General features: G+C 68.3%; 23 protein-coding genes and 2 pseudogenes. 7 read left to right on the forward strand and 18 right to left on the reverse strand.

What is annotated here, in order from left to right; genetic code table 11:
* Positions 1 to 103: 103 nt before the first annotated feature.
* From J2S41_RS21720 to J2S41_RS21730, 3 genes are all read right to left on the reverse strand, one after another.
* Complete coding sequence (locus J2S41_RS21720; protein ID WP_310376446.1) at positions 104 to 934, reverse strand: DUF72 domain-containing protein; 831 nt, start codon at positions 932 to 934, stop codon at positions 104 to 106.
* Between the two features lie 62 nt (positions 935 to 996).
* Positions 997 to 1956 carry a permease prefix domain 1-containing protein gene (locus tag J2S41_RS21725; RefSeq protein ID WP_310369960.1) on the reverse strand — a complete coding sequence of 320 codons (960 nt, stop codon included), beginning with the start codon at positions 1954 to 1956 and terminating at the stop codon, positions 997 to 999.
* Positions 1953 to 2297: a PadR family transcriptional regulator gene (locus J2S41_RS21730; protein WP_310369961.1), complete on the reverse strand. Its 345-nt coding sequence runs from the start codon at positions 2295 to 2297 to the stop codon at positions 1953 to 1955. Before J2S41_RS21730 ends, J2S41_RS21725 begins: the two co-directional genes overlap by 4 nt.
* A 117-nt stretch (positions 2298 to 2414) precedes the next feature.
* On the opposite strand from J2S41_RS21730, the gene J2S41_RS21735 reads away from it, so the two are divergent.
* The 3 genes and pseudogenes from J2S41_RS21735 to J2S41_RS21745 all read left to right on the forward strand — a co-directional run bounded on the left by J2S41_RS21735 (position 2415) and on the right by J2S41_RS21745 (position 5665).
* On the forward strand, positions 2415 to 3452 hold the full coding sequence (locus tag J2S41_RS21735) for an alpha/beta hydrolase (protein WP_310369962.1): 1038 nt from the start codon (positions 2415 to 2417) through the stop codon (positions 3450 to 3452).
* Between the two features lie 175 nt (positions 3453 to 3627).
* Positions 3628 to 4062 (forward strand): annotated as a pseudogene (locus J2S41_RS21740) (CE1 family esterase); the annotation flags it as partial.
* A gap of 49 nt (positions 4063 to 4111) precedes the next feature.
* A complete protein-coding gene (locus tag J2S41_RS21745) occupies positions 4112 to 5665 on the forward strand; it encodes a recombinase family protein (protein WP_310369963.1) in 1554 nt (517 codons plus the stop codon).
* A 633-nt stretch (positions 5666 to 6298) separates the two neighbouring features.
* Here J2S41_RS21745 and J2S41_RS21750 read toward each other — a convergent pair.
* From J2S41_RS21750 to J2S41_RS21770, 5 genes and pseudogenes are all read right to left on the reverse strand, one after another.
* A pseudogene (locus tag J2S41_RS21750) lies at positions 6299 to 6544 on the reverse strand (YciI family protein); the annotation flags it as partial.
* Between the two features lie 63 nt (positions 6545 to 6607).
* The gene (locus J2S41_RS21755) at positions 6608 to 6781 is read right to left on the reverse strand and encodes a hypothetical protein (protein WP_310369965.1); all 174 of its coding nucleotides are present in this window, start codon (positions 6779 to 6781) and stop codon (positions 6608 to 6610) included.
* An 878-nt stretch (positions 6782 to 7659) separates the two neighbouring features.
* Positions 7660 to 8055: a hypothetical protein gene (locus J2S41_RS21760; RefSeq protein WP_310369966.1), complete on the reverse strand. Its 396-nt coding sequence runs from the start codon at positions 8053 to 8055 to the stop codon at positions 7660 to 7662.
* 343 nt (positions 8056 to 8398) lie between these two features.
* Complete coding sequence (locus J2S41_RS21765) at positions 8399 to 9001, reverse strand: hypothetical protein (protein WP_310369968.1); 603 nt, start codon at positions 8999 to 9001, stop codon at positions 8399 to 8401.
* 182 nt (positions 9002 to 9183) lie between these two features.
* Positions 9184 to 12744, reverse strand: a complete 3561-nt coding sequence (locus tag J2S41_RS21770) for an ATP-binding protein (RefSeq protein WP_310369969.1) — start codon at positions 12742 to 12744, stop codon at positions 9184 to 9186.
* A 272-nt stretch (positions 12745 to 13016) separates the two neighbouring features.
* Here J2S41_RS21770 and J2S41_RS39875 point away from each other — a divergent pair, with 272 nt between their 5' ends.
* Positions 13017 to 13352 carry a DDE-type integrase/transposase/recombinase gene (locus J2S41_RS39875; protein ID WP_374728144.1) on the forward strand — a complete coding sequence of 112 codons (336 nt, stop codon included), beginning with the start codon at positions 13017 to 13019 and terminating at the stop codon, positions 13350 to 13352.
* Between the two features lie 100 nt (positions 13353 to 13452).
* Here the strand turns inward: J2S41_RS39875 and J2S41_RS21780 are convergent, their stop codons facing one another.
* From J2S41_RS21780 to J2S41_RS21805, 6 genes are all read right to left on the reverse strand, one after another.
* Positions 13453 to 14079, reverse strand: coding sequence for a hypothetical protein (locus J2S41_RS21780; RefSeq protein WP_310369970.1), 627 nt, complete (start codon positions 14077 to 14079; stop codon positions 13453 to 13455).
* Positions 14080 to 14794: 715 nt separating this feature from the next.
* A complete protein-coding gene (locus J2S41_RS21785; RefSeq protein ID WP_310369971.1) occupies positions 14795 to 15277 on the reverse strand; it encodes a hypothetical protein in 483 nt (160 codons plus the stop codon).
* A 336-nt stretch (positions 15278 to 15613) separates the two neighbouring features.
* On the reverse strand, positions 15614 to 16219 hold the full coding sequence (locus J2S41_RS21790; RefSeq protein ID WP_310369973.1) for a hypothetical protein: 606 nt from the start codon (positions 16217 to 16219) through the stop codon (positions 15614 to 15616).
* Between the two features lie 498 nt (positions 16220 to 16717).
* A complete protein-coding gene (locus J2S41_RS21795; RefSeq protein ID WP_310369975.1) occupies positions 16718 to 17137 on the reverse strand; it encodes a hypothetical protein in 420 nt (139 codons plus the stop codon).
* A gap of 363 nt (positions 17138 to 17500) precedes the next feature.
* Complete coding sequence (locus J2S41_RS21800) at positions 17501 to 18457, reverse strand: Mom family adenine methylcarbamoylation protein (RefSeq protein ID WP_310369977.1); 957 nt, start codon at positions 18455 to 18457, stop codon at positions 17501 to 17503.
* A complete protein-coding gene (locus J2S41_RS21805) occupies positions 18454 to 18780 on the reverse strand; it encodes a hypothetical protein (RefSeq protein WP_310369979.1) in 327 nt (108 codons plus the stop codon). The genes J2S41_RS21800 and J2S41_RS21805 overlap by 4 nt, the downstream gene beginning before the upstream one ends.
* Before the next feature lie 481 nt (positions 18781 to 19261).
* Here J2S41_RS21805 and J2S41_RS21810 point away from each other — a divergent pair, with 481 nt between their 5' ends.
* Positions 19262 to 19576: a hypothetical protein gene (locus tag J2S41_RS21810; RefSeq protein WP_310369981.1), complete on the forward strand. Its 315-nt coding sequence runs from the start codon at positions 19262 to 19264 to the stop codon at positions 19574 to 19576.
* On the forward strand, positions 19573 to 19893 hold the full coding sequence (locus J2S41_RS21815; protein WP_307240571.1) for a winged helix-turn-helix domain-containing protein: 321 nt from the start codon (positions 19573 to 19575) through the stop codon (positions 19891 to 19893). Before J2S41_RS21810 ends, J2S41_RS21815 begins: the two co-directional genes overlap by 4 nt.
* Positions 19894 to 20135: 242 nt before the next feature.
* On the opposite strand, the gene J2S41_RS21820 is transcribed toward J2S41_RS21815, so the two are convergent.
* Genes J2S41_RS21820 through J2S41_RS21835 form a run of 4 tightly spaced genes read right to left on the reverse strand, consistent with a single transcriptional unit; the run spans position 20136 to position 24254 of the window.
* Complete coding sequence (locus J2S41_RS21820) at positions 20136 to 21278, reverse strand: hypothetical protein (RefSeq protein WP_310369989.1); 1143 nt, start codon at positions 21276 to 21278, stop codon at positions 20136 to 20138.
* The gene (locus J2S41_RS21825; protein WP_310369992.1) at positions 21275 to 22177 is read right to left on the reverse strand and encodes a class I SAM-dependent methyltransferase; all 903 of its coding nucleotides are present in this window, start codon (positions 22175 to 22177) and stop codon (positions 21275 to 21277) included. The genes J2S41_RS21820 and J2S41_RS21825 overlap by 4 nt, the downstream gene beginning before the upstream one ends.
* A 39-nt stretch (positions 22178 to 22216) precedes the next feature.
* On the reverse strand, positions 22217 to 22897 hold the full coding sequence (locus J2S41_RS21830) for a potassium channel family protein (RefSeq protein ID WP_310369993.1): 681 nt from the start codon (positions 22895 to 22897) through the stop codon (positions 22217 to 22219).
* Positions 22890 to 24254 carry a TrkH family potassium uptake protein gene (locus J2S41_RS21835; protein WP_310376447.1) on the reverse strand — a complete coding sequence of 455 codons (1365 nt, stop codon included), beginning with the start codon at positions 24252 to 24254 and terminating at the stop codon, positions 22890 to 22892. The genes J2S41_RS21830 and J2S41_RS21835 overlap by 8 nt, the downstream gene beginning before the upstream one ends.
* A 674-nt stretch (positions 24255 to 24928) precedes the next feature.
* Between J2S41_RS21835 and J2S41_RS21840 the strand changes: the two genes are divergently transcribed.
* Entirely contained in the window at positions 24929 to 25537 is a 609-nt protein-coding gene (locus J2S41_RS21840) for a DUF998 domain-containing protein (protein WP_310369995.1), read from the forward strand.
* Positions 25538 to 25544: the final 7 nt, after the last annotated feature.

Below are 25544 nucleotides of genomic sequence, written 5' to 3' on the forward strand. Positions count from 1 at the left end.
AGCGGGAAGATCGGGGTCCGGAGTCCGCGCGGTGCCCGCGGGCCGCACCACACCGGAACGGAAGCGGGGTCCGATCAGAAGCCGGAACCGGAGCGGGGTCCGATCAGAACAGGGTGAGGGGGCCGATCGGCTCCGGTTCCGGAAGGGGTGGCAGGGCGGGGATGCGGGCGCGGACCTGTGCGTGGAAGCGGCGGGCCAGGTCCGGGGCGTCCGCGTTGTCCGGGGTATGGATGAAGATCGTGGGTGAGCGGCCCTCGCGGAGCCAGTCCGCGGCGACGTCGACCCAGCGCTGCCAGCCCTCGACCGTCTCGTCCACCCTGTCCCGGCCGAGGTAGCGGATGATCGGCTGGTCGGTGAGGGCCCGGGTACGCAGCGGCATGCGCGGCTTCTTGGTCCAGGCCTCGCGCTCGCCGTCGCTGGTGGGGCGCTTCGCGAAGAACGCGGTGGTGTCGAACGGGACCCACTCGGCGCGGTGCGGGGCGAGCGTCTCCTCCAGCGCCGCCGCGGCGCGCGGGTCGTCGAAGAAGGCCTGGTGGCGGACCTCGACGGCGTAGCGATGGCCGGCCGGGAGGCGGTGCAGGAAGGCGGCCAGCGCGGGTACGTCACCGGGGCCGAACGAGCCGGGCAGCTGAATCCAGAGCGCGTGGACGCGCGGGCCGAGCGGCTCGATCGCGTGCAGGAAGTGCGCCAGCGGCTCGCGGGCGGCGGGGCCGAGCCGGTGTTCGTGGGTGACCGGTTTGGGCAGCTTGAGCACGAACCGGAAGGACTCGTCCGTCGCGGCGGCCCAGGTCTCGGTGGTCTCCCGGGACGGCGTGGCGTAGAACGTGGTGTTGCCCTCGACCGCGTCGCACCAGCCGGCGTAGGCGCGCAGCCGCTCCGCGGCGGTGGACGGGTGCGGCAGGAAGCGGCCCTGCCAGGGCTTGAGGGTCCACATCGCGCAGCCGACCGAGAGACGCATGGGGTGCACCGTAACAACGGTGCACCCCATGCCCGTGATCAGATGCGGCCGGTGCCGGCGATCCGGGCGGGCAGGCCGCGGCGGGCACGCTCGGCACGGACCGCGATCTCCACGATGTCCCACACCGCGGCGATCGCGAACGTCGCCATCACCGCGAGGCTCGCCCAGTAGAGCGGCTCGCCGCCGGGCGCGAGGCCGGGGAAGGCGGGGTTGAAGATCTCGCCACGGTACGCCAGCCAGACCACCGGCACGGCGACGGCCAGCGCGAGCACCGCGTTCGCGGCCGCGGTCGCCCGGGTGTAGCCGGCCCGGAAGACCCAGAGCGCCCAGGCGGCCTCCAGGACCAGGACCACGATGAGGTACGGCCACCAGAACGACCAGTTCGCCGGGTCGAGCACGGGCACGTCGGTGAACGTGAACTGCTGCAGCACCAGGCCGGCGATGAGCAGCACGGGCCACGCCACGTTCGGCACCAACTGGCTGGTGGCCAGCCGGTCCGGCTCGTACTTCGGCAGGTCCGCCGGCGTCCACGGGCCGGCCAGCGCACGCCGGCCCACGTCGACGCGCTCGATCACGGCGAACGTGGCGGTGGCCCAGAAGCCGAGGTGGGTGCCGACGGAGAGCGTGGTGGTGACGATGCCGCCGATCACCGGGCCGATCGCGGGCGACTCGATCAGCCGCAGCACGGTGGTGACCGTCACGACGATCGGCAGCACCACGGTGTACAGCATGATCATTAGACGGCGCCAGGCCGGATAGACCTCCGGCCCGATCAGGTGGCGGGGACGGTCGGTATATCGGTCGGCGAGCCGGTCGGGGTCGCCGAGCTCCAGCAGCGTGCGCTCGATCGCGGCCTCGCGCGTGTCGCCCGCGTCGACGCGGGCCTCCACCGCGTCCTCGATCGAGGCGCGCAGCTCACGGTCGAGGTCGGCGCGCTGACTCTCCGGTATGCGGCGCAGCGCGGTGGTCACGTACCGGTCGATGAGGGTGGCGGTCATGCGGGGCTCCCGGGGGTGTCGAGATCGGTGATGGCCTTGTCGAGGCGGGTCCACTCGGTGCGGAGCGCGTCCGCGACCGCGTCGCCCGCGGGGGTGGTCGTGTAGAACTTGCGCGGCCGGGCCTCGTCCGTGTTCCACGCGCTGGTGAGCAGGCCCTGCGCCTCCAAGCGGCGCAGCAGCGGGTACAGCGTGTTCGCCTCCACCTCGAAGCCGGCCGCGGCCAGCGTCTCGAGCAGCGAGTATCCGTAGCCGGGCGCCCGCAGCACGGTGAGGCTCGCGACGACGACCGTGCCACGGCGCAGCTCCTGCAGGTGGCTGGAGAGCGTCGCATCCATTGTCATGTCCACAACGATAGTGTGTCACACACACTATGGCAATGGCTTACAGCAAAGTGTGTGCCCACGGTGCCACCGGACGGGCGGCGCGCGCGTCTATCCGTACGAGAGAAGGGATGTCCTATGAGGAAACTTCTGCGCGCGGCCGTGGCGGTCGCGGCACTGGCCGCCACCGTCGTGGGCGTGCAGACCGCGCAGGCGGGCACCGACCCGGTGGCCGTGGCCGGCTACGACCTCGGCGACACCGCGTTCACCGACCCGGTGGACTGGCCGGACGGCGCGTCCGAACTGCGCGCGGTCGTGCACTACCCGCGGCGCTCCAGCGGCGCGCTGCCGGTCGTGGTGCTGCTGCACGGCCAGCAGTTGAGCTGCTACTCCACGGACGAGGCGGACTGGGGGTCCTGGCCCTGCCCGGCGGGCGTGCCGCCGTACCCGAGCCACCGCGGCTACGACTACCTCGGCCGCGCGCTGGCCCGGGACGGCTTCGCGGTCGTGTCGCTCAGCGCGAGCGGCCTGAACCACCACATGGGCGTGGCGCAGCAGCGCGCCCGGCTGGTCAACCGGCACCTGGAGCTGCTCAAGGAGATCACCACCAGCGGCGGCGTCCCGGTCACCGATCTCGCCACCGGGCGGCCGGCCGACCTGCGCGGCCGGCTGGACCTGACCCGCGTCGGCACCATGGGCCACTCGGTCGGCGGCGAGGGCGTCATGCACCAGGCCGCGGACAGCCAGCGCGGCGCGGTGCCCGCGGGCGTGCGCATCCGCGGCGTGGTCTCGCTGGCCTCGCCGGGACCGAGCGGCTTCTACGACACCCGGGTCACCACCGCGCCGATCGCGGTCGTCTCGGCCGGCTGCTGGGGGCTGGGCAGCGAGGAGTACACCCAGGCGGAGGGCGTGCACGGCTTCCGGACCCGGGTGGTCAAGGGCAACCACAACTTCTACAACACCGAGTGGACGACCGGCCCCGGCCCGACCGACGGCGACGACACCGAGTGCCCGGAGCAGACCGGCCGGCCGACCGCGGAGCAGCACCGGAGTCTCGCGGTCACCTACCTACGCGCGTTCTACGGGTACGCGCTCAACGGCGACCGGTCCGGCCTGCCGGTGCTGACCGGCGCGCGCCCGTTCCCCGGCGTGGCGACGGAGACGGTCACCTTCTGACGAGCGGCGTGCGCGGGGTGGACAACCGGATCGGGATTCATACACACTGATCGATGTTCCTGAGCCGGAGCGCGCGGGCCGGGCAGCCCGCGCGCTGGAGCGACCCCGCGCATCCCGCGACCCGTGAAGGAACCCACCCGTGCGATCACGACTCAAGCCCGCGCTCGCCGCGCTCATCGCGCTGCTGAGCGCCGCACTCGGCGCCGTCGTCCTGGCGCCCCCGGCCTCCGCCGCCGCACTGACCGAGATCACCTCGTTCGGGACCAACCCGAGCAACCTGCGCATGTACCTCTACGTGCCGGACACCCTGGCCGCGCGGCCCGGCCTGCTGGTCGCGGTCCACTACTGCACCGGCACCGGCCCGGCGTTCCACAGCGGCACCCAGTTCGACGAGCTCGCCGACCGGTACGGCTACATCGTGATCTACCCCTCCGTGACCCGGTCCAGCCAGTGCTTCGACGTCGCCTCCCCCGCGGCGCTCCGCCGCGACGGCGGCAGCGACCCGGTCGGCATCAAGTCGATGGTCGACTACGTGCGGGCCCGCTACCCCGTGGACGCCGGCAAGATCGCGGTCACCGGCGTGTCCAGCGGCGCGATGATGACCAACGTAGATCGAGCTAAAATGCACTAACGATGATCCAACATCGGGGGTGCAACCAATGAACATCACTGCACGGATGGCGTTATTGCGCGGCGAGTCGCCGATGCCCAGCGAGAAGCAAGGCGTTGGCTACATTCGTGTCTCAAAGGTAGGCGACCGCGGCGACGACCTCATTTCGCCAGAGCTTCAACAGCACGCCATAGAGACATGGTCCGTGAACCATGGGGTGCGTATCACAAAGTGGATTATTGAGTTGGACGAATCGGGTCGCAGCTTCGCTCGCCGCAAAGTGGCGGAAATTGTCGCCGACATCAAAGCGGGCCGCTACCAATACGTCGTCCTTTGGAAGTGGTCCCGCTGGGGCCGCAACATGCGTGAATCACAAATCTATCTCGGCCAGGCGGAAGAGGTAGGCGGCATCGTTCGCGCCGCCACTGAGGATTTTGACCCAACAACCACAATGGGGCGCTTCAGCCGCGATCAGATGCTTCTCGTGGCCCAGCTCCAGTCAGACATGCTCTCAGATAGCTGGAAGGAAGTGCATGAGCGTCGCCGCCGCTTGGGCCTTCCGCACACCGGCATGAAACACTGGGGCTATATATATGAGAACAAGTCATATCGGCCAGATCCCGATTTTTCGCCGATACTTGCGAACGCATACGAGAGGTATGTCGCCGGAGAGTCCCTTGGAAAGCTTCACAGGGAATGGAATGCGGCCGGCCTACGGACCACCAGAGGGAATCTGTGGTACCAGTCCACTCTCGGATCCATGCTCGACACCGGGTTCGCAGCCGGCTTGCTTCGGGAAAAGCAGAACACGAAGCGCAGCGGTAGAGGGAATCTTGCAATCCAGAGCTGGGACTCGTGGCGTATCGGATCCCACCAGCCGATTATTCCGATGTCCCTATGGGACGGGTACGTTGCACGGCGGCTCCAGCAGGCGGCGATGCCTCCGCGCTCACGCGTCGCAGCGTATAGCCTTTCCGCGCTCCTCAGGTGCGGGTGGGAGAACTGCAATAGCCCCATGACGATCCGTCATAGCAATCAGACACGAAGACTTCCGGACGGAACAAGCGAAAGGGTAAAGTACCGCAATTGGGCCTGCCGGGCAGCCTGGGAACGAAAGTCACATGCCCCCAATTACATCTCGCACACGCGGGCCGAAGCGCAAGTTCTCGCATGGCTAGTAAAGCAGTCTTCTCCCAATGTCGAGATCACCCGAGAAGCCAGGCGCGCCGCCGCGGCCCGCCAAGTTCAAGGAGAGACCGAGTCGCTCGACGCCGAGTTGGCGCGCCTCAAGGTGAAGCGTGCGCGGCTTGTCGATTTATATACGGATTCCGCGATTGATCGGAGCGACTACGATCGTGCGCGACATGATGTGGAGTCATTGATATCAGAGCTTTCCACACGATTGGCGACGGCGCATGCGCGGCGGAAGTCCACTGGCCCGGAGTTGGTCCGGGATTTCGGTAGCTTGCTTGACGAGTGGCCGCGACTGGCTCCACACAATCGCCGTGAAGCACTTTCTAGGGTTGTCAGCAAGTTTATTGTGCTGCCTCGAGGACTAACCGAGGCGGACGAGCGGGTACAGCCCGTTCCTCTATGGGAGTAGCAACATACATCCTCTGCTACTTTTCGTCGCATGCGGCGGCGCGATGACTACTCGAAGAACGCAGCATCACCGCAGTCTCCAATTCATCCAGGCAAGCGTCAACATGGGCGCGTGCTACGACTTCCCAGAATCGGCGCCAGCACTCCTCCCTGCTACCGATCCGACCAGACGCGCGCGAAGCTTGCTCATCTGTCACTTTGACCCCCGGCAGGCTGGCTCGCTTGTTGATGAAATCCAGAGTCAAGGGAACTCGCAGCCGGGTCGGTTGTCCACGATGCGGCTCAAATGGTTCGGGTTAGCGCATCATTTGGTTCGGTTTTCTTGTGTGAGCGTGGGCCAAGTTTCGGCAGGTCGCTGGCGTGACGCCTTGCTGCGGTGCTGCTTTTTCGTCGATTGGCTCATCGGCGGGAGGAGCCGCACCGCTGCGGGGCCGGGCTCCTGTAGCGCGGACCGCCACGCCGTCCGCTCGATCATTCGTAGCGTCGACATACCGTTTAATCGATACATGCCACAACGAACATCGATGTAAGCTGCCCGTGTAGTGGCCGACAGGAGCCTAGCTTTGCCTGGCTGGGCTGCCGCACGACGCCCGGGCCGATGATTTCTATTCGCGCGCTACGATGGCGATCAGATCCTCGTCTCCGCGAACGGGCCGTCGGTGACCAACGGTCGGACCTCGCCGTCGTAGCGGATGAACGTGCCCTCAAGTGCGAGCGCCTGGCTGTCGACGAACTCGCCGGTGGCCCCCAGCCACGCGGCGAAGTCCCGCATGTAGCGCGCGTGCGCGGAGATCTTCTCCGGCGTCTACTTCTCCATCGGCACGTCGCTGGCCGGGGCCGGCGTGCCGCGGGAGTGTTTGAGCAGCAGATACTTGGCCATCGTGCTCTCCTCGCGGAGCCGGGTGCGGATTCTCGGCGTCTCACCACAGATCGGTCTGTCGGCTCAGCCCCGCACGTCTCTCATCCAAGAACCGAGCAGCTCATGCAGGGCCTGCACGGCGGCGGCGGACTCCCGGGCGTGCACGAGCGCGCTCCGGGCCGCGTCGTTGATCTCGTCCGCCCGGCCCGAGCAGTGCAGCGCGCCCAGTCCGGTGATGACGCCCGCAAGGTCGTCCACGATCCGCCACGACTGCTCCGGCGGAATACGCCGGAGGGTGGACTCGACCTCCGCGACGACGTCCGCGATCGCGCCACCGGCCTCGGCACCGGACGGGGCGCGTCCGGGGATCGCCGATCGATGAGCCGGGAGACCCGGTCGGAGATGTCCTCCAGCAGCCCCGACGTCCGCGCCAGAACATGCGACAGCACGCTCGCGATGTCCCCGCCCAGCTTCGCCGAGTCCTGCGGGAAGTTGTGTATCGCCCCCGGATCCTGAAGCAGCGAGACCACGAGCGCCGTGCCGCTGAGGAACATGCCGATCCGCGACTGGGAGGACCCGGACGGCGGCTCCGCCATCGCCCTCGCGGCCGCGACGCCGGTCGGCCCCCAGTTCGCGAGCAGTTCCCCGGAGAGCCGCTCCACTGTGGTCGCGACGTCCCGGAACCGTGCCTCGAGGTCTCCGCCGTCACCGACGTGCCGCTGGGAGGCGAAGTCGTAGAGATCCAGCAGGTCCCGGGTCACCGACGGTGGCGGCGTGCTCCTGGGCGGCGGCCATCGGATCTCTTCGGCCTCCAGCGCCGCGTGCAGCAGGGCACCCACCTTGTGCAGGAACCGCCGGGGGTCACCGACGTCCACCGGACTCGCGGCGATTGGCGAGAACCGCGGGTCGCCGAACGGGATGCTCTGGACGTTGCGGTGCATGACGGTGACGATCGTGTGGGCGGCCGCGTCATGGTCCGCTTCCCGCCCGCGATCGAGAAGGACGGAACACTGCTTCCGCACCAACTCCAGGTCCGGTAGCAGCCACCGCAGGATCTCCTCGGGCTCCGGCGCGGGAGGCTCGGAGGATTCGATGGTAGTTCGATCCGGCCGAGTTACCCGTTCGCACCTGGGACGTCAGGCTGGTGGCAGCGTGAGCCGGTAGTCGTGGGAATCACCGTTGCCGCGTTGCGCGAGCCAGCCAGCGAGTGCTAGTTGGGGTAGGTCGCTGGAGAGCACCATCGCGGTGAACCTGTCGTACGTCAGGGCCCAGTCGGCGGGGTCGTCTTCGTTTCGCATCGCATCCGAGACGTGCTGCTCAAACCACGTAACGATATCGAAGTCGAGCAGCTGACCTTCGTCGTCTGCGGCGGCCGCGAGAGCAGCGGCCAAGTGAAGGCGGTAAAAGGCCCGTTCTCGTTGTAGGTGGGCTTCAGCTTCCGGTAGCCACTGCTCTGCTGTAACGAAAGTGGAGCCAGTGATAAATCCCCAGCGGTCGTCGTCGGTGGTGATGTCCGGACGTTTCGTCGCCATCAAGGAGTCCTTTCGGTGTTGATGGTGCCGTCGGGCCTAATTCTGGCGTGTCGGAAAAGCGGGCCGGCGCGGATGCGCCGTCCACGCTTTGCCGGATCGGATGATGCTCCAGGACGAATACGGGCTGCGGCATCCCGCTGCCCGTGCGCTCACCAGCTGGCAGGCCGAAGCCTTGGAATCCCTGATCATCGACCCGATCACCCCCGTACACTCCGTGGCCGTCCCGCGAGGGGTACCTCAAAGGACAACACCGCGCCCAAGCCATGCTCGACGCGGGGGTTCGTCGCGCACTAATCCTGCCTCACTGACCCCGAGGCCACGGCTTCGCGCCCTGGGTCACATGCTATTTCCGAGAAGGCCTCATCCGGGGCTGCAGCTCGCGCCAGGACTCGAGCGCTTCCCGACCCTTGCGTGCCGCTTCGACCGTGGCCTCGTCCAGCACGATCCAGCTCTGGCCTTCCGCGGCCGCAGTCACGCGCAGCTCGATCTGCTCAGGCGTCGACGCATCCGGGTCCTCGACGTGCTTGAAGGCAACCTTCCAGCGTGCGCGATCACCGACTCGCAGCGGCGACGGCGCGACATCGTCCTGCGTCCAGACCGCGGTCCGTTGAAGCACCTCAATGCCCGGGTTAACCCCGTTCTGTCCGGTCGGGAAAGACACGCCCTCGCTGAGCAGCTCAACGCGCACCTCGTCCAGATCGGCCGGCTCGCGTAGTTGCCGCATCAGGCGCGGCCACCCGCCTGAACCCGCCGGGTCACCGCCGACATCCTCGACCAGCGCTTCGAAGACGGGAGTCTGCTGGCGGTGCAGCGCGCGCTCGGCCGCGATCGCTGACCGGGTGGCCGCCTGTCCCGAAACCTTCGCCGCTGCTGCGGACCGCCGGGAGTACACCCAGGAGATGACTGCCGCGCCCACCGCGATGATCGTGGCCGCCCAGGCCGCCATCTAGCTTGACTCCACCGGTCCTCCACCGTTCACTCCCTACACGTGATGCACACCGTATCGATGCGACGCTCGGGGTCGGCCGCCCGAGCGCGTGCACGGCGCTGTCGGGGGCAGAGTTCTCCGCGGCCCAGCGATCACGCCGGCTCGCCAGCCCCGGGGCGGCGGCACGCCTCGGCACTCTCTTATCGCCAGCCGTGGCGCCGTTCTTCTTCCTCTGCGGCTTCGGCGGCCGCCAGAAGTCGTTGTTGCTGTTGTTTGCCGGCGATAGCAATGGATTCAAGCGCGGGTACACGCTCTTGGAGATGGGCAAAGAACTCGATGAGGTGCCGGTGGGTCGCCGCGCCGTGGTCGACGAGAAACGTGCCTGTTCGAGGGCTGGCGATGACCTGTGCGATGTCCTCAGGGGTGATGCCGCGCGCGAGCAGGATCGGGCCAAGGCTCTCGACGGCTTCGTCCTGACATCCGGCTAGCGCATCGATTAGGTTCTTGGTGCTGATCGCGTCGTCGGATAGGAGGCGGGTGGCCAACTCGCGGTCGTAGGCGGTGAGGTAGGTGAGCCAACCGCGGCTGATCCAGCGGCTGTCGCCGCAGCGTCGTGCGAGGCGTTCGCGGTGAGTTTGGGGGAGCAGCCGTAGGTGTCTTTGGCTCCCGCGAGGTTCGAACTGTGCATACCTGTCCGCGCTGCTGTCCTCGATACGGCGTGTGAACCATTGTTCGGCCATGTCGGGATCTTGCTCGGCAAGGTATCCGAGAGTTTCTGCAGCTCTGTACCGCTGGAAATCGTTGTTGATGTATTCGCAGCGTAGGCGAAGAAATGCCTCCCGCCAGCGCGGCATCCACCTAGCAGGCAGGAATGGGCCTTGATTGGTCCCTCGGCCGTAGCCGATATCGAAGGCGAGCGCGGCGCGGCCTGCAACAGCATCGTCGGAGTGGGACAGCAGGTGATGCCGTGACGCGTCGGACGCAGCGTTGAAGATGAGTTGATCCAGGATCCAGTCATCGCTGTCGTGCAGGCTCTGAAGAATCTGTGCACCCAGAGGAGTGATTTCGGGCAGAGGTAGCACGGCGGTGATTGCCGCGCGCCGCAAAGCGTCATCCCCCAGGATGACCGTCATGACTGTTTCGTCAGGCAGCGCGAGACCGTCGTCGAGGCAGCGCCGGAGTGAAGCGGTGACGAGGGGCGCGTGCTGATGGGCGACCGCAGCTTGGCACCAGGCGGGTGGGTCGATCAGGAGAGGACGCATGACGTCTGCGAGCAGGATGGTGGGATCGTGCTGGACTGCATGACGGCTGTACTTGGCCAGCACGACGGCTCGTGCACAGCCAGCTTGCGGCCCCATCCCTACAATCCGGACCGCGAGGTTGCGAAGCGCGGTGCTCTGCGCCTGCATCACCGTGTCGATGTCGCCGTCAAGGTACGGGTCGCGTTGCCCGACCAGATCGACAAGGTCGGTATCGACGCTGAACAGGGCCGGTCGGGGTTCGTCGGAGCGCCCGCGTCGTCGAAGTTCGTTGAGCATTCGGTTTGCGTGGAGGGCCACGCCTGGTGCGGCCTGAACCGCCTCGCGCAAGGATTCAATCATTGCCGTACCGCCGCGGTGCCCGGCCAGTCGTTGCTGATCAGTGACCCGGGCACCACCCGGCGACAGCCCCTCACCGAGACGCAGCCAGGAGCCTGCCAGATCGGTCAATGTCACCAGTGCCTCCGCCGGGCAAGGCGCGCCGTCGAGGCCATTGGCCGAGCGGAGCGCTCTGGCGACTTGTTCCCAGAGCCGCACCAGTTCCTCGAGGTGGTCGGCGGGCTCAACGCGATCAGCGAGAGTCGCTTGACCGGGCCTTCCGGGGTCTTGCCAGGCGGCACGGCCGTTTACGGCGAACACCGCTGAGAGCACCTCTGCGGATTGGACCCATGACTGCTCTGTGCGTCGACCGGCAAGCCAACGGAGCGTGCCGGTGAGGAGCCTGCGGCGCACCTCGAGATTCGTACCGATGTCGGGATGTATCCGGTTGGCAAGGTCGGTCAGCACATAAAGCGGATCTTGCGATGCGTGCCGATGTCCGTACGGGGTGTCATGGGCTAGATCGAGCAACGCAGCGATGGACTCCGAAGTAACCCAGCTTCGGACAGCGCTCTCGAGGAGGGTAACGGCATCGTCTCGTGCCGGATCCAACATTACCCCATGCACAGGGATCGGTTCACGAGGCGAGTTGAGCAGCTGCTTGGCCTGCGCGACGGCATAGCCGGCGGCGCTCTCGTCCAAGCGCGCGTACTCGCAGATCGTGTGAACAGTCTCTCGACTCCACTCGGATGGATCAGGAAGTGTCTGAATGAAGGACTCCACAGCATTGCGCGCGGATGACGAGCCGGTGGACAGGGCTACGTCTAGGGCGACGCGAGCGAAGTCGTGGTCGCGTCGGGGAAATGCTTTCTGAATCGTCGACCATTGGCGTTCTGGTCGTTGGCTGAAGAAGCGATGCGCGACTAGAGGCGCGCGCAGCGCAGGAAGCAATTGCCAGCCGTCGCGCGTTTCCTCCAGGAGACCATTGCGGGCGAGCCGGTGAACAACCGCGGTCAGTTGTCCGAGCGGAATTCCGATGAACGTGGCCATGGTCTCTAACGGCGCCGCAGTGACATATCCGACCGCGGCGATGCAGGCCAGCACATCAGGCTCGATCTCGGTCGTTGCGGTCTCATGGACGAATCTGATGGCGCTGTCCACCAGTGCAGATCCACTGACGACCGCGTCACTCTCGCCCTTAATGAGGAGGTTGGCAAGGATGATCGCCCAGCCGGGCCGGCCTTCGGCTTGGTCGAGGACGACGGTGCGGGCAAGGTGCCCGGTAATGCCAAGGTACTGAATGATGTCGTCGATGTCAGGCCGCGGCAGGGGCGCCAAGGTGATCGGTTCAGCGTGTGCGATAGTCCGCTGAAGATCGTCACTCTTGCTCGGCCAGGTACTAACGATGATCGAGAACGTCTGTCCCAATTGGTGGCGTGCGGCGATCAGAGCGGCGAGGACGTTGAGGCAGGCATGACCGTCGTCCACCACCACGGCTGAGGGACGCATCACCCGCAGGTCATCAGCGAGACTTGCTGCCGCAGCTGGCTCCAGGAACGTAACACCTCCTCCTAGGGACGCCAGCAGGCGCGTCTTTCCCACGCCAGCCACACCGATCAAAATAATGTCTCTAGCCCTAGCGATCATGTCGCGCAGCTGCTCCACCTCGGCCTGCCGTCCGATGAGGTCCGCCACGGCAAAACTCTGCGAAGGCCGCTCCGTCAAAGCCGACAAGTCGCCACGGACATCAAGGAGACGCTCACGCCACAAAGCATTGTTGACCAGTTGCTCCGCAAACCAGGTGCCGTCGAAAATGTGAGGCTCCGGGATGCCACGATCGGCACACAACCGGGTAAGGGTGCGTCGCTTTTGCGCGTTGATCTCACGCAGGCTCGCCACTACAACAAGATCGACCTGCAGCCCTTCCTCGGCCATCCGGGCTAGGCTGCCACGAACATTGGGCACCGGATCGCCAATAGTGGCCATCAAACGGCCCCGAGCGCTCAGATCCTCAGCATTCAACGGGAAGTAGATGTCTGCATCCCGGCCGAAATCGTGCCCGCCAGAGACCGCAGACAGGCCGGGGTAAACAGCCCTGAGGAGCGCACAAGCGCACTCTTCAAAAACGCGCGGACGATCAGGCGGGTGCCGCATCGTATCGCGGATTCTGTCGTAAAGATCCACCTGCTGACCCCTTCTCGCGCATGACTGCTGATCGAGCCACCGGCTGCACATGCTAACGACCGACAGGGACTTGTGACTCATGTGCGTAAGAGCCGGGTCGTTGTGGCGACGTCGCCGACCGTCTAAGCGGCCTGCAGACCCGGACGGGCGATGGAGTTGATCTGCCCGGCGCGTCCGCGTCACAGGCGTCTGCACTCCAGCAGGAGATCCGTGGAACGCGGTGCGAGCAGGCGACCGCCAAGGAGTAGCCGAGCCGCTGGCCGCGCAGCGCTGTGGCCAGTGTCGGGTCACCGCCACAGGCCTCGTCGCTCGCGACCCACCGACATGGCATTCCCACTGCGCGCGCCCCGTGGCGGAGGCGGCTCTACCTGGCCATCGTCATCGACCTGGCCTCATGCCGTGTCGTCGGCTGGGCGGTCACCGACCATCTCGAAACCGACCTCGTCGACGCCGCCCTGTCCGACGCCCTGGCCCGGCGCCCGCCCACCGACGGCCTCGTCTTCCATTCCGATCACGGTTGTCAATACTCCAGCGCCCAGCACGCCCGCCTCGCGAAGCGGCACGGCGTGGACCGCTTGTGGCGGGAGCGCTGGCGCGTCCGGGACTAACGCGAAGGTCAGCGCAGCGGCGTACAGCCCGTCCCAGTGCGGCGCGATCGTGCCGCACCAGCGGCGCACCTGGCTGGTGCGACACGATCTGGGGCGCCTACTACTCGGCGTCCGGCCAGGTAATCGGCTGGGTGTGCAGCAGGATGACGGCGTCGCGCTCGATCGGCCACAGCGGCCAGTTGCTGGGAATGGTCAGCCGGATCGGCATCGTCGAGTGGCCGTACCAGCCGTCAAACGGGTAGCTGGCCATCTGCAGCCCGTGCGCCCGGGCGTAGGTCTCCAGCGTCTCGGGAACCTCATCGACGTAAGGCTGGGTGAGCAGGAACGCGCCACGGCCGTTGTGCTGCACCCAGATCTGGGTGTGATCCATCCTGGCGCCGCGACACGCGGACGGCGCGGCGCACGAGTCCATCCGGTACAGACCGTGCACACAGCGCCCGGCATTGCCCTTGAACAGCAGCAACTGGTGCTCGAGAGCCCACTGCCGGGCCCGGGCGGCCACGTCACTGGTGCCGTACACACTGAACTCCTCGGCCAGCGGCGGCACCAGACTGAACCGGCTGCCCAGCATGGACGAGTCCGCCGCGTCCTGACGCGGCGGGGACACCGGGTCGCGGCCGCCGTCGGCGGTGGCGCGACGCCGGGCCTCGGTGTACGACTCTCCGGTGTCCGCCTGCCGGGTCCGGGTAGCCCGGGTCGACGCGCGCCGCTTCGAACTCTCGCTCATGATTTGATCCCTCTCAACGGAGTTCCACGCCCTCCGCGAGATTCGTCATGAGCCTGCGGTGAAGGGGTTGCTGCACACGCGCTGCGTCGGCGACGGCTTGTCCTCGTCACCCGCTCTGCGCGGCGTGGGCGCGCGATGCGGGCTCGGAAGCAGGCCGGGCGTGACCGGCCAGCTTCCACAGTAGCCCGACCGGGCAACATTATCGATCCTCGAACCGGCAAAACGATCGCTCCTGCAGCCGGGTGTCGTCGGCGGCGATCGGCCCGGCGAATACCCGGAATTCGACGTTCGAGGGCAGGTCGCGAGGGCTGGGGCGCACGCGGACATGCTCGGGTAAGCGACGTTGAGCAGGCGCAAGAGTCCTCGTCGACATACCAGAGGCCGCGGCAGCACTGGCCGGAGGTGCCCCGCCGCGGCCGCCGAGTTGGAAGTCGGTGGGCCCGTTGGCAAGCCGGGCCATGTCCTAACACATGGAGTGTTGCCAGGGCTTCATGGATCGCGTCGGCAGCCACCGCCAAGGCCGGATGTACCGTACTGGCCGGTCGTGAGGCTCGTCGGCGTGGTGGCCCCAGATCCCGCCGCTCGTCATCGCGCACACCGGCGAGGGGGTAAGACGCTTCGGTCAGAACGAGTAACCACATGGCGGCGGTAGCGACTTCCGTCGGTTCCTGAACCGGGCACACCTTCCCGCCCCGCATCCGATGGGCCTGCATGGTCAGTCAGGGTGGTTACGGTTCGCGAGGGCTTGCCGCCGGCGGTGTCCGCGTTGTTTGGCGCTGTCGGGGTCAGAACCGAGCGCGAGGCCGATCTGCTGCCACGTCGCACCGTTGGCTCGTGCGGCGTCGATAAGTCGAAGTTCGTCCTGGTCGACCTGGTGGCGGTACGCCTGCATGCCCGCGAGCGCGTCGAGGTAGTCCGACGGGTTCTTCGGCTCCTGGCTGGGGGTGCGGGTGGCGAGGCGTTCGTGCGCCGCGGTGCTGGAGGTGTACGCGGCGGGGTCGTTCGCGAGGTGCGGTGGCGGCGCGAGTGCAGTGGCCGAGACGGTGACCGTCGTGCCGTCATCGAGCAGTACCGCGATCTCGGTGTTTCCTGTGTCGGGGACGGCGCCGAGGACGGCGCCGAGGACGGCGCCGCGGCGGCCCTCGGGTTCTACGCGCACTCTGCCGTTGACTGGTGCACTTTCTGCCGGCTCCGTCACAGGTCAACGATACGTTGACTTCAGGAGGAACAGCTTGCGGCCTGCCGTTGGACGTCCGCGCCGGCCGGCGGCAATACCCTTTCGACGGTTGCGGTGGGACGGCGCCGAAGTCTTTGCGGGAGACTGAAATTTAGGCGCCGCCCTTGCACGATTCTACCGAGCCTGATCGCGGCACCGCTATCGGTCCGGGACGCGTGCCAGCCTTGCGGACGGCCGCGGATCAGATTCGCTGCCTTGGCCCATTGTCGCGACGTGACGCAGCGGCCGTACCGATGGTCGCGAACGAATGCGCCCACGACTACGGCGAACGTTCGTCGGGCGGCCGATGAGCTTACGTCAGCCCGGCAGCCTGACGGCCGCGATGATGGCCGGCGCTATGCGGCCGTGTCCGATTCTGCGGCCGTCGGGAAGAGTCGTGAAGCCGCATGTCTGGCAGAAGTGACTGGCTGCCCACAGGTGTTGTGCGGCGGAGATCGTCGCCCCGATACGTCGTTCCGTTCGCCACAGGACAGCACTCACCAGGCCGCCAGAAATCATCAACATCACGGCGGTGCAGGCGAGCAGGCCGACGCCGCCCGTGTGTTCGCCGGTCAGCGCCGACATGGCGGCAACGTATCCGGCCAGAGCGAGCCCACCGGCACCGGCGAGCGCGACGATCCCCGGCGGGACCCAAGACCCGAGGGCTCGCGGTGGCGCCAGCCGCGCGCCGAGGTCCGTTATCGACACGCCTGCCTGCGTGTGTTGCCAGCTCATGCCGGTGGCGCTCACGGAGGAGTTCTGGGATGAGAACGTCGCCCGGCTGTGCTGGTACAGCACCGGGACACTGACCAACGCGCCGCCGCATCCGCAGACAGCAGCACGCTGTGCGGGTGGAGCGGGATTCGGCCTGTGGCTCTGCGCGGTCACTGTGTGGCGTGGTGCCGGCTCGTACTTGCTGGACATCGCCTTCACCTCACCGGGTCATTTCGTGTTCGCGATTACTACGGTAGATGACGGACCTCCATGATCGACAATTGGATATGGGAATGTCCGTGCACCCGGCTAACGCGCAGCAGTCCTCCACCTGCGATGCGCTGCGACAGCATTACGAACCGTGGTAATGCGGCAGCGATGGCGTCGTAGAGTCGGGTTTGAGCCACTTTGGAAATGCGGTGTCGATGGATTGCGGCGAGGTACGCAGACGTCAACACCGGATTAGCCCGGTGCCTTGCCCGCATTGACCTCTGGGCCGGAGCCGCAGGCTGCCACCTCGCCGCGGTATCACCGACTTGAGCGCGACCGAGTGCGCCGCATCACCGCGCTGCTCGACCTGACGAACCGGATCGCGGCAATCGCCGTTCCGGCTAGTCGGACTGATCCTCTGGCCGCCGCAGGGGTCGCTATGGAAACTGGGCGGCGCGTGCCCGCCGAGCCTGCGGCCAGCCGGGACCTGGCCGCAGGCTAGATCGTCGCCGTCCCGTTCTTCGGCGCAGGTTTGGGCGGTGCTAGTTCGGGCCTCAACTCCGTTCCCGCGGTGGCCAGGGACCCGACGGCGTCCCGCCACCACCACAACGCCGTGCCGATACCGATGCGCGGGGCCGCCGCCGACAGGCCCGGCCCACGCATCTGCTTCACGTCCACGCCGGGAATCAGTACCGGAACCTGGCGGCCGTCCGACAACGGCACCCGCCAGGCGAACCATCCGCCCGCGTCGGAGTCGGGATCGCGTACCGGTTCTCCCTCGATCTGCGCCACGCGCCGCTTGACCGCGCTCACGTCCAATTCCTCGGCGCGCTCGCGTACATCCGCCAGCAGCGTGGTGAGCGCGACCGCGGCGAGTTCCGCGGTGGCACCCTCCATCTCATCCCCCGGTTTGATCATGAAGTGACACTACGAGATGTCGCCGTTACCGCACCACGGCGGCCGGCGCCAGGACCGCACCAGACCACTGGACCTGGCCGGAGCCGCGTGTCCTCGATCGTCCGCGATCGTCGTCCCTCATGCACGCGGGCAGCAAACCTCGATCGTCGCGGTCGTTGCGTGGGCTGTACCGCGGCGCCGGCCGGTCTGCGTCGGCGCAGGGCTTGCCTGAAAGGTGCGCGGCGTACCCGCACCGCTATGGCGAGTTGCCGGCCGCGGGTTGCCATGCTGAGCGGCTACGCCGCCAGCGCGGTCAGACGGGACATCGGACTGGCCGCGGGAGCACGTCGGCTACGACACCGCGGCGGCGCGGCGGCGCGGTGTTCAGGCGGCGTGATCGATCGTGAGCTGGACGGGTTGACGGTCGCGTTTGGGGTACGGGCGGGCCGGCATCGCAATGGTGACGCGGCTGCGTTCAGCCTGGGTGCGGCCCAGCCGGAAGACGTAGCGGTGATTGCCTGGGTGCGCGGCCGTGCGCGCGCCGAGCTGGCGTAGTGCGCCGGCGAGCCAGTCGGCGGGGTGTTCGCCCGGCGCCGGGGCGGCGGCGCCTCGGGCGACCAGGCGGGTGATGAGGCCGTTTCCGCCGCGCTCACCGCCGGTGATCTTCGCGGCGGAGCGGGCGATGACGCTGGTGCCGTCGGGCAGCAGCCACAGGGTGCGGGCGGTGCCGCGGCCGGTGTAGACGGCGCCGAGGGCCTGGTAGACGACGCCGACGTGGCCGGGCATGAGCAGTTGAGGGCCGGTGGGGGTGGCGCGCCAGCGTGGTAGCGGGTCGGAGAAGGCGACCAGGCCGCGTACGCCGTGCGCGGCGGCGTCGCGGAACATCTGGGCGCAAAACCAGGATTCGGCGTTGGCTGGCACTTCGTCGCGCAGCACCAGCCGGGACAGCTCAAGTGACTCGTGGTAGGGCACCAGGCCGGGCAGCGGGTTGGTGAGTACCTTGTCGTGCATGGGAATGCCGAGTACGGCGACCCCGACAAGCCGGCCGCCGGCGTACGCCGCGGCGTCGGTGGGGGCGTCGGGGTGCAGGTCGATCAGGCCGTAGCGGCGCTTGGCGTTGGGCCAGCTCCTTGAGTAGTGGTGGGCGAGCACGAACGCCTGGGCGAGGGGTTCTGGCAGGTCCACGACGCCGTAGCGGTCGGCGTCGAATCCGCCTTCGCTGCGGTGGCGCCAGCTGTGGGTGCCGCCGGTCCATCGTTGGCACCAGCCGCTGGCAGGCTCCCCCGCTTCCAGGGCGGGCATCGTCGTGAGCCTTCGCCGTCCCGCCGGGGTGGGGTTCATGCCGCCTCCGGCATGTCGAGGAGCGTGTCCTGCTCGGCGCACGGCGGTGCGGCGGCCGCAGGAAGGTGCCGCCACGGCCCGGTGGGTGCGTGCGCTGGGCAGTACCGCCGCGGGTCGCGGGTGCCGGCCAGCACCGGCGACCCGCAGTCGGGGCAGGTCGTCCAGCGCACGTCGAATCCGGTCGGGCCCGGTGCCGGTGAGATCAGGGAGAGCGGGCGCTGGTACTGGAACGCATCGTGCAGGTCGGCTTCGACGGCCTCGTAGGCGGCGACGGTCGCGGGTGCCATGCGCTTGGCGATCGCCAGGTCCGCGCGGGAGCCCATGATGCACACCCGGCAGCTGTTGTGTTCTCCAGAATCCAGCTGTCTCATGAGCCGGTTGAGCTTGCAGTCTGCGCGTGCGATTTGCGCCGCCGTTCACGATCAACAGTCGGCGATCGACGCGGTTGGTGTCGCTTCTACGACCATCTGCGTGCATCCTCGCGTCGACCGGGCGCGGATCACCTCGCGCTGTTCCCCCTCGGCCTAGGTGGCTCGCGATAGGTATGCCAGCACCTGTGCGCGTCGGCGCTTGCAGCACTTGCCGCTTCGCATGTACTTTCCATGTGGAAAACATTGGGGAGGCTGCCACATGAGCGGAATGACGAGTGGAGAAGCTGCGGAGGCCCTGCAGGTGGTAGGCCGGGGTGTGCGAACGGGGGCCGCTGTCGTCGGTCCTCGTAGTCCGACCCGCTATGTCCTGATAACCGGATTGCTGGCAGCTGCGTTGGGGGCGTGCTTCGATATCCCGGCCTCGCTGTGGGGAGTGGGTGCGATCCTGCGTTTCCCGCTGCCTCTGGTGGTCTGTGCGGTCTGGACGGTGTACACCCGGTGGGAGTGGCTGGCCCGGCCTCGGTGGGCGGGTTATGGGAGTGCGGTCGTCGTCGCGCTCATCGTCTTGCACGTGGCGGTTTTCGCCGTTGCGGGCGTTGCCGGCATGGCGTTGCGTGATGCGGGCGTCCCGGTGCCGTTCGCGATCGCGGGACTGATCTATGCCGTGCTGATGATGACGATCGTGGGTTTCGCCGCGCGCCGTCTCGCGGGCCGCTATGCCGATCGCCTGGCCAGGGAGCCTCGATGAGCAATGAGTGGGAGCTGAATCCGGTCATCAACACCACCACCCGGCTCGCCATCATGGCCGTGCTGGCGGGTGCGGAGGAGATAGAGTTCGGCGTCGCCCGGCAGGCGGCCGGTATTAGTGACTCGGTGCTGTCCAAGCAGGCTACCGCCCTGGAGAGGGCGGGATATCTGAAGGTGCGTAAGGGCAGTATCGGGCGGCGTCCGCGGACGTGGCTGTCGCTGACCGATGCCGGCCGGACTGCGATCCGGAGTCACATCGCCGCTCTGCAGGGCCTGCTGGCTCGTGCGAACGCGGCGGCATCCGATGCGCCGGGGTGACGCGGGTGGATGCCGGCCCGCATGCGTTGCCGTGCAGACCGGCGCCGATTCACGGCAGAGCTGACGCGAACACCGTGGTAGATCGCGTCAGTAGCCACTTCGGCTGCGGCGGCGATGCAGGCCGGGCAGGTGGTGGAGCTAGGGAGACGGCGGTGCGGCCCACCGTGAGCCCACCGCAGCTGGTCCGGGTACCGCTGGGCCGGGGTGCCTGCCGTGACGACATCCCTGCCCGGGACCGTGGATCAGCCCGGGTAGAGATCAGCCGGCAGGGCTCGGATCGGGTCGTAGGGGATCGTTTCCACGGCGAGTACAGGGCCCAACGGCGTACGAATCGTCTCGTCGATCTGCACCGTGCACCAGGCGCCGGGCCGGGGCTCGCCGTAGAGGGTTGCCCGGGTGCTGCTGGGTACCCGGTTGCAGTCGTGCGCGGTGTCCTCCGTTTCGGTGAGGGGAAGGATGAGTTCGTCGGCGGTGCGGGCCGGTCCTGGAACGAGGATGGTGAGGCAGTCGCCGTCGTCGACGAGGCGGGCTTCGCGGACCGGCTGGGCCGTGGTGAACAGTGCGTGCAGGCCGCGGTCCCATGCACGGGCCAGTGACAGCAACGCAGCTCCGGCACCGGCCTCTACGGTCGCGACGACGAACAGGAGCGTGATGTCGTACGGCTCGGTGCGAAGCTGCCGCAGCCCGGCCGCATCGACGAGGACCGGCACCGTAGCGCCGACCGGATAATCGGTAGCGGCCAGGACCTCGGCGTTCCACAGCTGGCCACCAGGCAGCTCTACTTCAATGGCGTCCTCCGCCACCTGGGCGCGCACCACGGCGGTGACGGTCTCGGCGCTGTTTTCCCGGGCGGTGGCCGCGTGCTGCCGCCAGAAGGTCCAGCCTCCGAGGGCGACGCCCGCGATGAGGAGCAGGGTTCCGGCCAGCGCCGTCAGCGCGTGTAGCTGGGGCAGCTGTGCCGGCCGTGGTGGTGTGCGGTGCCGGAGCGCAGTGCCGGTTGCCGGTGCCGGGCGCAGCCGGGCGACGCCCGCGGTGATGGCGACCAGCGCGAGCGGCAGCGCGGCCCGCCAGCCGAGGCCGCTGTCGTCGGTGATGATGCTGAGCGGCCACAGGACGGCGCTGGCCGCTGCGGCCCAGACCGCGGCCGGCCGGTGAAGGTAGACCATCACCGCGGCAGCGCACAACGCACCGACCGCGGTCGCCGTCACGGGTTCCGGCCCGCACGGGTCGGCCGCGGTGCACGGCTGCTCGGGCACGGTGAACACGGTGATCAGAAAGATCGACGCGGCGACCGCGGCGATCACATGATCGGCGTACGGCCGAGGGCGCGCCGCCCGGTCCATCCGCACGACCGCCGACGGCGACAACCGGCCCGGGCCGATCATCGGGAGTCCCCGGCGGTCGCGTCCTGGCGCTCGGCGAGGACGAAGCGTTCGATGCCGGAGACCGGCAGGTCACGCCCGGTCGGTGCGAGATACCGGCTCGTGTACTCCTGCGCGCCGACGTGCTCACGCACGATCCATCCGTAGGGTCGCAGAAGTGTGGTGATCTCGGCGGGGTCGAGACCGAACCGCCAGATGTGCTGCCGGTCGACGAAGTCGCGCCGGGCGGGTGCGGCGTCGTAGTCGCTGGTGCCGTCGAGGTAGTCGGCGCGCAGATAGGTGAAGATCAGCCGGCTGCCGGGTGCGGCGGTACCGAGGAAGGCCAGCGTCCCGAGAACGGCGTCCTCGGTGAGGTACTGAGTCACCGCCTCCCAGACGAACATCGCCGGCTCCGCGGGCGCGAATCCGGCCGCACGCAGCGTGCCGGTCAGGTCGTCGGTGGCGAAGTCGATCGGCACGAGCGTGGTGCCGGCGACCAGTCCGGCCGGAAGGGCACGGGTTCGCTGGCGTTTGACGGCGATGTTCGCGGGCAGGTCGAGTTCCCAGGCGTGGGCGCCGGCCGGGGTGATGAGCCGGTACGGGCTGGTGTCGAGGCCGGCGCCGAGGATGACGTACTGCCGGATGCCGGCGTCGAGCGCCGCTCTGATCTGGTCGGTGGCATACCGTTTGCGGCACAGCACCCCGGCCCACAGCCCGTGTGCGCGGGCGTCGGTGGCGGCGACCAGCATCCGGTAGACCGCATCCCACCGGCAGCTTCGGGCGATCCAGCGCTGTGCGGTGGGCAGCATGCGGACCGCGAGCGGATCGTCGTACAGGCGCTGACCGGGCGGCCGCGCGTGTTCGGCGGCGGCGACGACCATCGGGCCGTACGCGGTCTGCGTGGCGGGATTGCGTGGCGCCATGGATGCGCTCCTTCACGGTGCGGGGTGAGGAGGTGCGGGTCAGTCGGTTTCGGCGAAGCGTTCGACTTTGTCGATGGCGCCGACGACCAGGACGATGTCGCCGTAGGCGAGCACGGTGTCCGGGGTGGCGTAGGTGAAGCCGCGTGGTGCGCCGGGGGCCGGTGCCTGGGGTTTCACGGCGACGACGGTGACGCCCCAGCGGCTGCGCAGCCTCGATTCGCGTAGCGGGACGCCGACGACGTCGCGGGGTGGGGTGGTCTTGATGACGGCGAAGTCGGCGTCGACTTCGACGTAGTCGAGGATCCGGCCGGAGAGCAGGTGGGCGACGCGTTCGCCCATGTCGTTCTCCGGGAAGACGACGTGGTGGGCGCCGACGCGGGAGAGGATGCCGGCGTGCTGGGCGTTGACGGCTTTGGCCCAGATGTCGCGGATGCCGAGGTCGGACAGCAGCGCGGTGGTGAGGATGCTGGCCTGGATGTCGGTGCCGATCGCGACGACCGCGCGGTGGAAGGCGGTGATGTCGAGCTGGTGCAGGGCCTCGGCGTCGGTGCTGTCGGCGGTGACCACGTGTGGGAGCCGTCCGGCGAGTTTCTGCACGACGGCGGGGTTGCCGTCGATGGCGAGGACTTCGGTGCCGCGCCGGTCGAGTTCGACGGCGAGGGCGGTGCCGAACCGGCCGAGTCCGATGACGACGACGGGTGCGGTGGGTGTGTCAGCCAACGATGGTTCTCTCCTCGGGCAGTTCGTAGCGCTGGTCACGGTCGCGGAGCGCCAGTGCGGAGGCCAGGGTCAGCGGGCCGATCCGCCCGGCGAACATCAGCACCACCAGCAGCAGATGCGCCTGCGTCGGCAGGTCCGCGGTGATGCCGGTCGACAGGCCGACGGTCGCGAACGCCGAGATCGTCTCGAACAGCACCGCGTCGAGGGTGTGCGTGGTCACGGCCAGCAGTGTGAAGGTGGCGGCGATGACCGTGCCGACGCTGAGCAGGGCGATCGCCAGGGCCTGGCGCTGGTTGGTGGCGGGGATACGGCGGCGCCCGGCGTTGACGTGAGCCCGGCCGCGGATCTCCGACCAGAGCATGAAGGCCAGCACCCCGAACGTGGTGACCTTGATCCCGCCCGCGGTGCCGGCGCTGCCGCCACCGATGAACATCAGCACGTCCGTGGCGAGCAGGCTCTCCGGCCGCAGCGCGCCGATGTCGACGCTGTTGAACCCGGCGGTCCGCGCCATCGCGGAGGCGAAGAACCCGGCCAGCAGCCGGTCACCCGGTGCAAAGGCGCCGAGGGTACGGGTGTTCGTCCATTCCGCCGCCGTGAACACGGCCGTGCCCGCGGCGAGCAGGACCGCAGTCAGGGTGACGGTGATGCGGGTCATCACCGACCAGCGGCCCGGGCGCCGCCATCCGCGGGCGAGCTCGAAGACGACCGGGAAGCCCAGACCGCCGACGATGACCGCCGCGGCCACGGTCAGGCAGATCCACGCATCGCCGGCGTAGCGGACCAGGCCGTCGGCGTGGAGAGAGAACCCGGCGTTGTTGAACGCGGAGATCGCATGGAACACACCGCTGTAGAGCGCATCCGCCGGTGCGAGCCCGTAGCCGGTGATCAGTCTGATGGTCAGTACAGCGGCGACGAGGGCTTCGGTACCGAGGCTGAACAGCACGATGCGGCGCACCAGCCCACGCACGTCGTGCAGGCTGAGACTCTTCGTCTCCGCCTGCGCCAGAAACCTCGCACGCAGCCCGAGCCGGCGGGACAGCAGCAGGGTCAGCATCGTAGCCAGCGTCATGATCCCCAAGCCCCCGGCCTGGATCAGCAGCAGGATGACCGCCTGCCCGAACGGCGACCAGTGGGTGCCGGTGTCGACCGTGGCCAGGCCCGTCACACAGACCGCGGACGTCGCCGTGAACAACGCGTCGACCAGCGACGCAGGTTCATCCGACGCGGTCGCCCACGGCAGGCTCAGCAACCCGGTGCCGGCCGCGACCGCCGCGCCGAACCCGACCGTGATCACCTGGGCGGGATGCCGGAACCGGTCGGCTCGCCGCCGCCACGCGCGTGCTGGCCCGGCTAGGATTTCGCGTCCGCGCCGGGTCAGCATCCGGTGCGGCGTGGTGATCGCAACGGCAGCCTCGCCCGCCCCGGCACGCACCGCGGCTCAAGTCGGCCCGAGGCGGGGTCACGGTAGACCGGTGCCGGTGATATCGGCGTACACGGTGGCAGCAGAGACATGGTGGCGGGGCTTCCTGTGGGCACGATGAATCGAACATCGCCGACCAGGCTTCCCGGCACACCTGCGCGCAGCGTATCAGCGGGACGCCTCCGAGACGGGCAGCATGGCATGCCGGCGGGACCGGCCTCGGGGACGCCGCGCGGTGAACCGCCCGACACGAATCCGGTCGGCCGCGCTGTCACACAGCTCAGTGACAGGCTGCCCGGACGTCAGCCCCGCGTGCGTGATGACGCCGTCGTCGGGCCGACCGCGAGGAGTCGAGTCGGTTTCTCAGTCGCAACTCTGCTGGCCCTTGGCGAGGACACTCATTCACCCGTCGAATTGCCGGCGCTCGTGCGCCATGGCGGCAGGCCAGCCGGCGCGACGATCAGCAGCGTGACAAGGAGCGGCAGGCGGTCTACAGTGCACGGCAATCGATGTCGTCTGATGGTGTGCCGGGAAGTCTGGTCGGCGTCGGAGTCATCATGCGCGCCACTCGAGTGCTGCGATGGATTTTCTTGTGCGGTGCGGTCTGCCCCGTGCTGCTGCTCGTCGGTCTGCTGTGGGGCGGTGCGACGCGGGACGGCTATGACCAGGTGCGTCACGGCGTCAGCCAGCTGACCTCGGGCGACGGCAACGTTCTGATCCGGCTGCTGTTCGCGGTCTGTGGGGTGTTGCTGCTGGTGGCGGTGCTGATCGCTGGCCGCCGCCCGATGCCGGGGCCGGTGTGGCAGTGGCGCCTGCTGGGTGTGGTGGCGGCGGGGTTGATCGTCGCGGGGGTGTTCCCGACGGATCCGGCCCTGGGATATCCGCCCGCCGCCTCAGAAGCGATCACCGTGGCCGGGGCGGTGCATCAGGTGGGCGGCACGATGCTGTTCGCCGGGATGATCGCCGCAGCCGTCGTGGCCGGTCGAGATGCCCGGCGGCGCGGCCGGTTCCGGTGGGCGGCCGTGTGTGTGGCCGTGGCTTGGGCGGTGGCGGGGCTGGCGGTCGCGGCGGGGATCGTGTTCCGGCTGGTACAGCGCGACATCATCGGCACGGGGCCGGCCGGGCTGCTGGAACTGCTGTCGATGGCGTGCGGACTGTGCTGGGTCAGCGCCGCCATGCTGCGCGACAGGTCGTCGTGGGCGTACGCTGACGGCCGGTGAGCCGGGA

Source organism: Catenuloplanes atrovinosus (assembly GCF_031458235.1).
Taxonomy (GTDB): domain Bacteria; phylum Actinomycetota; class Actinomycetes; order Mycobacteriales; family Micromonosporaceae; genus Catenuloplanes; species Catenuloplanes atrovinosus.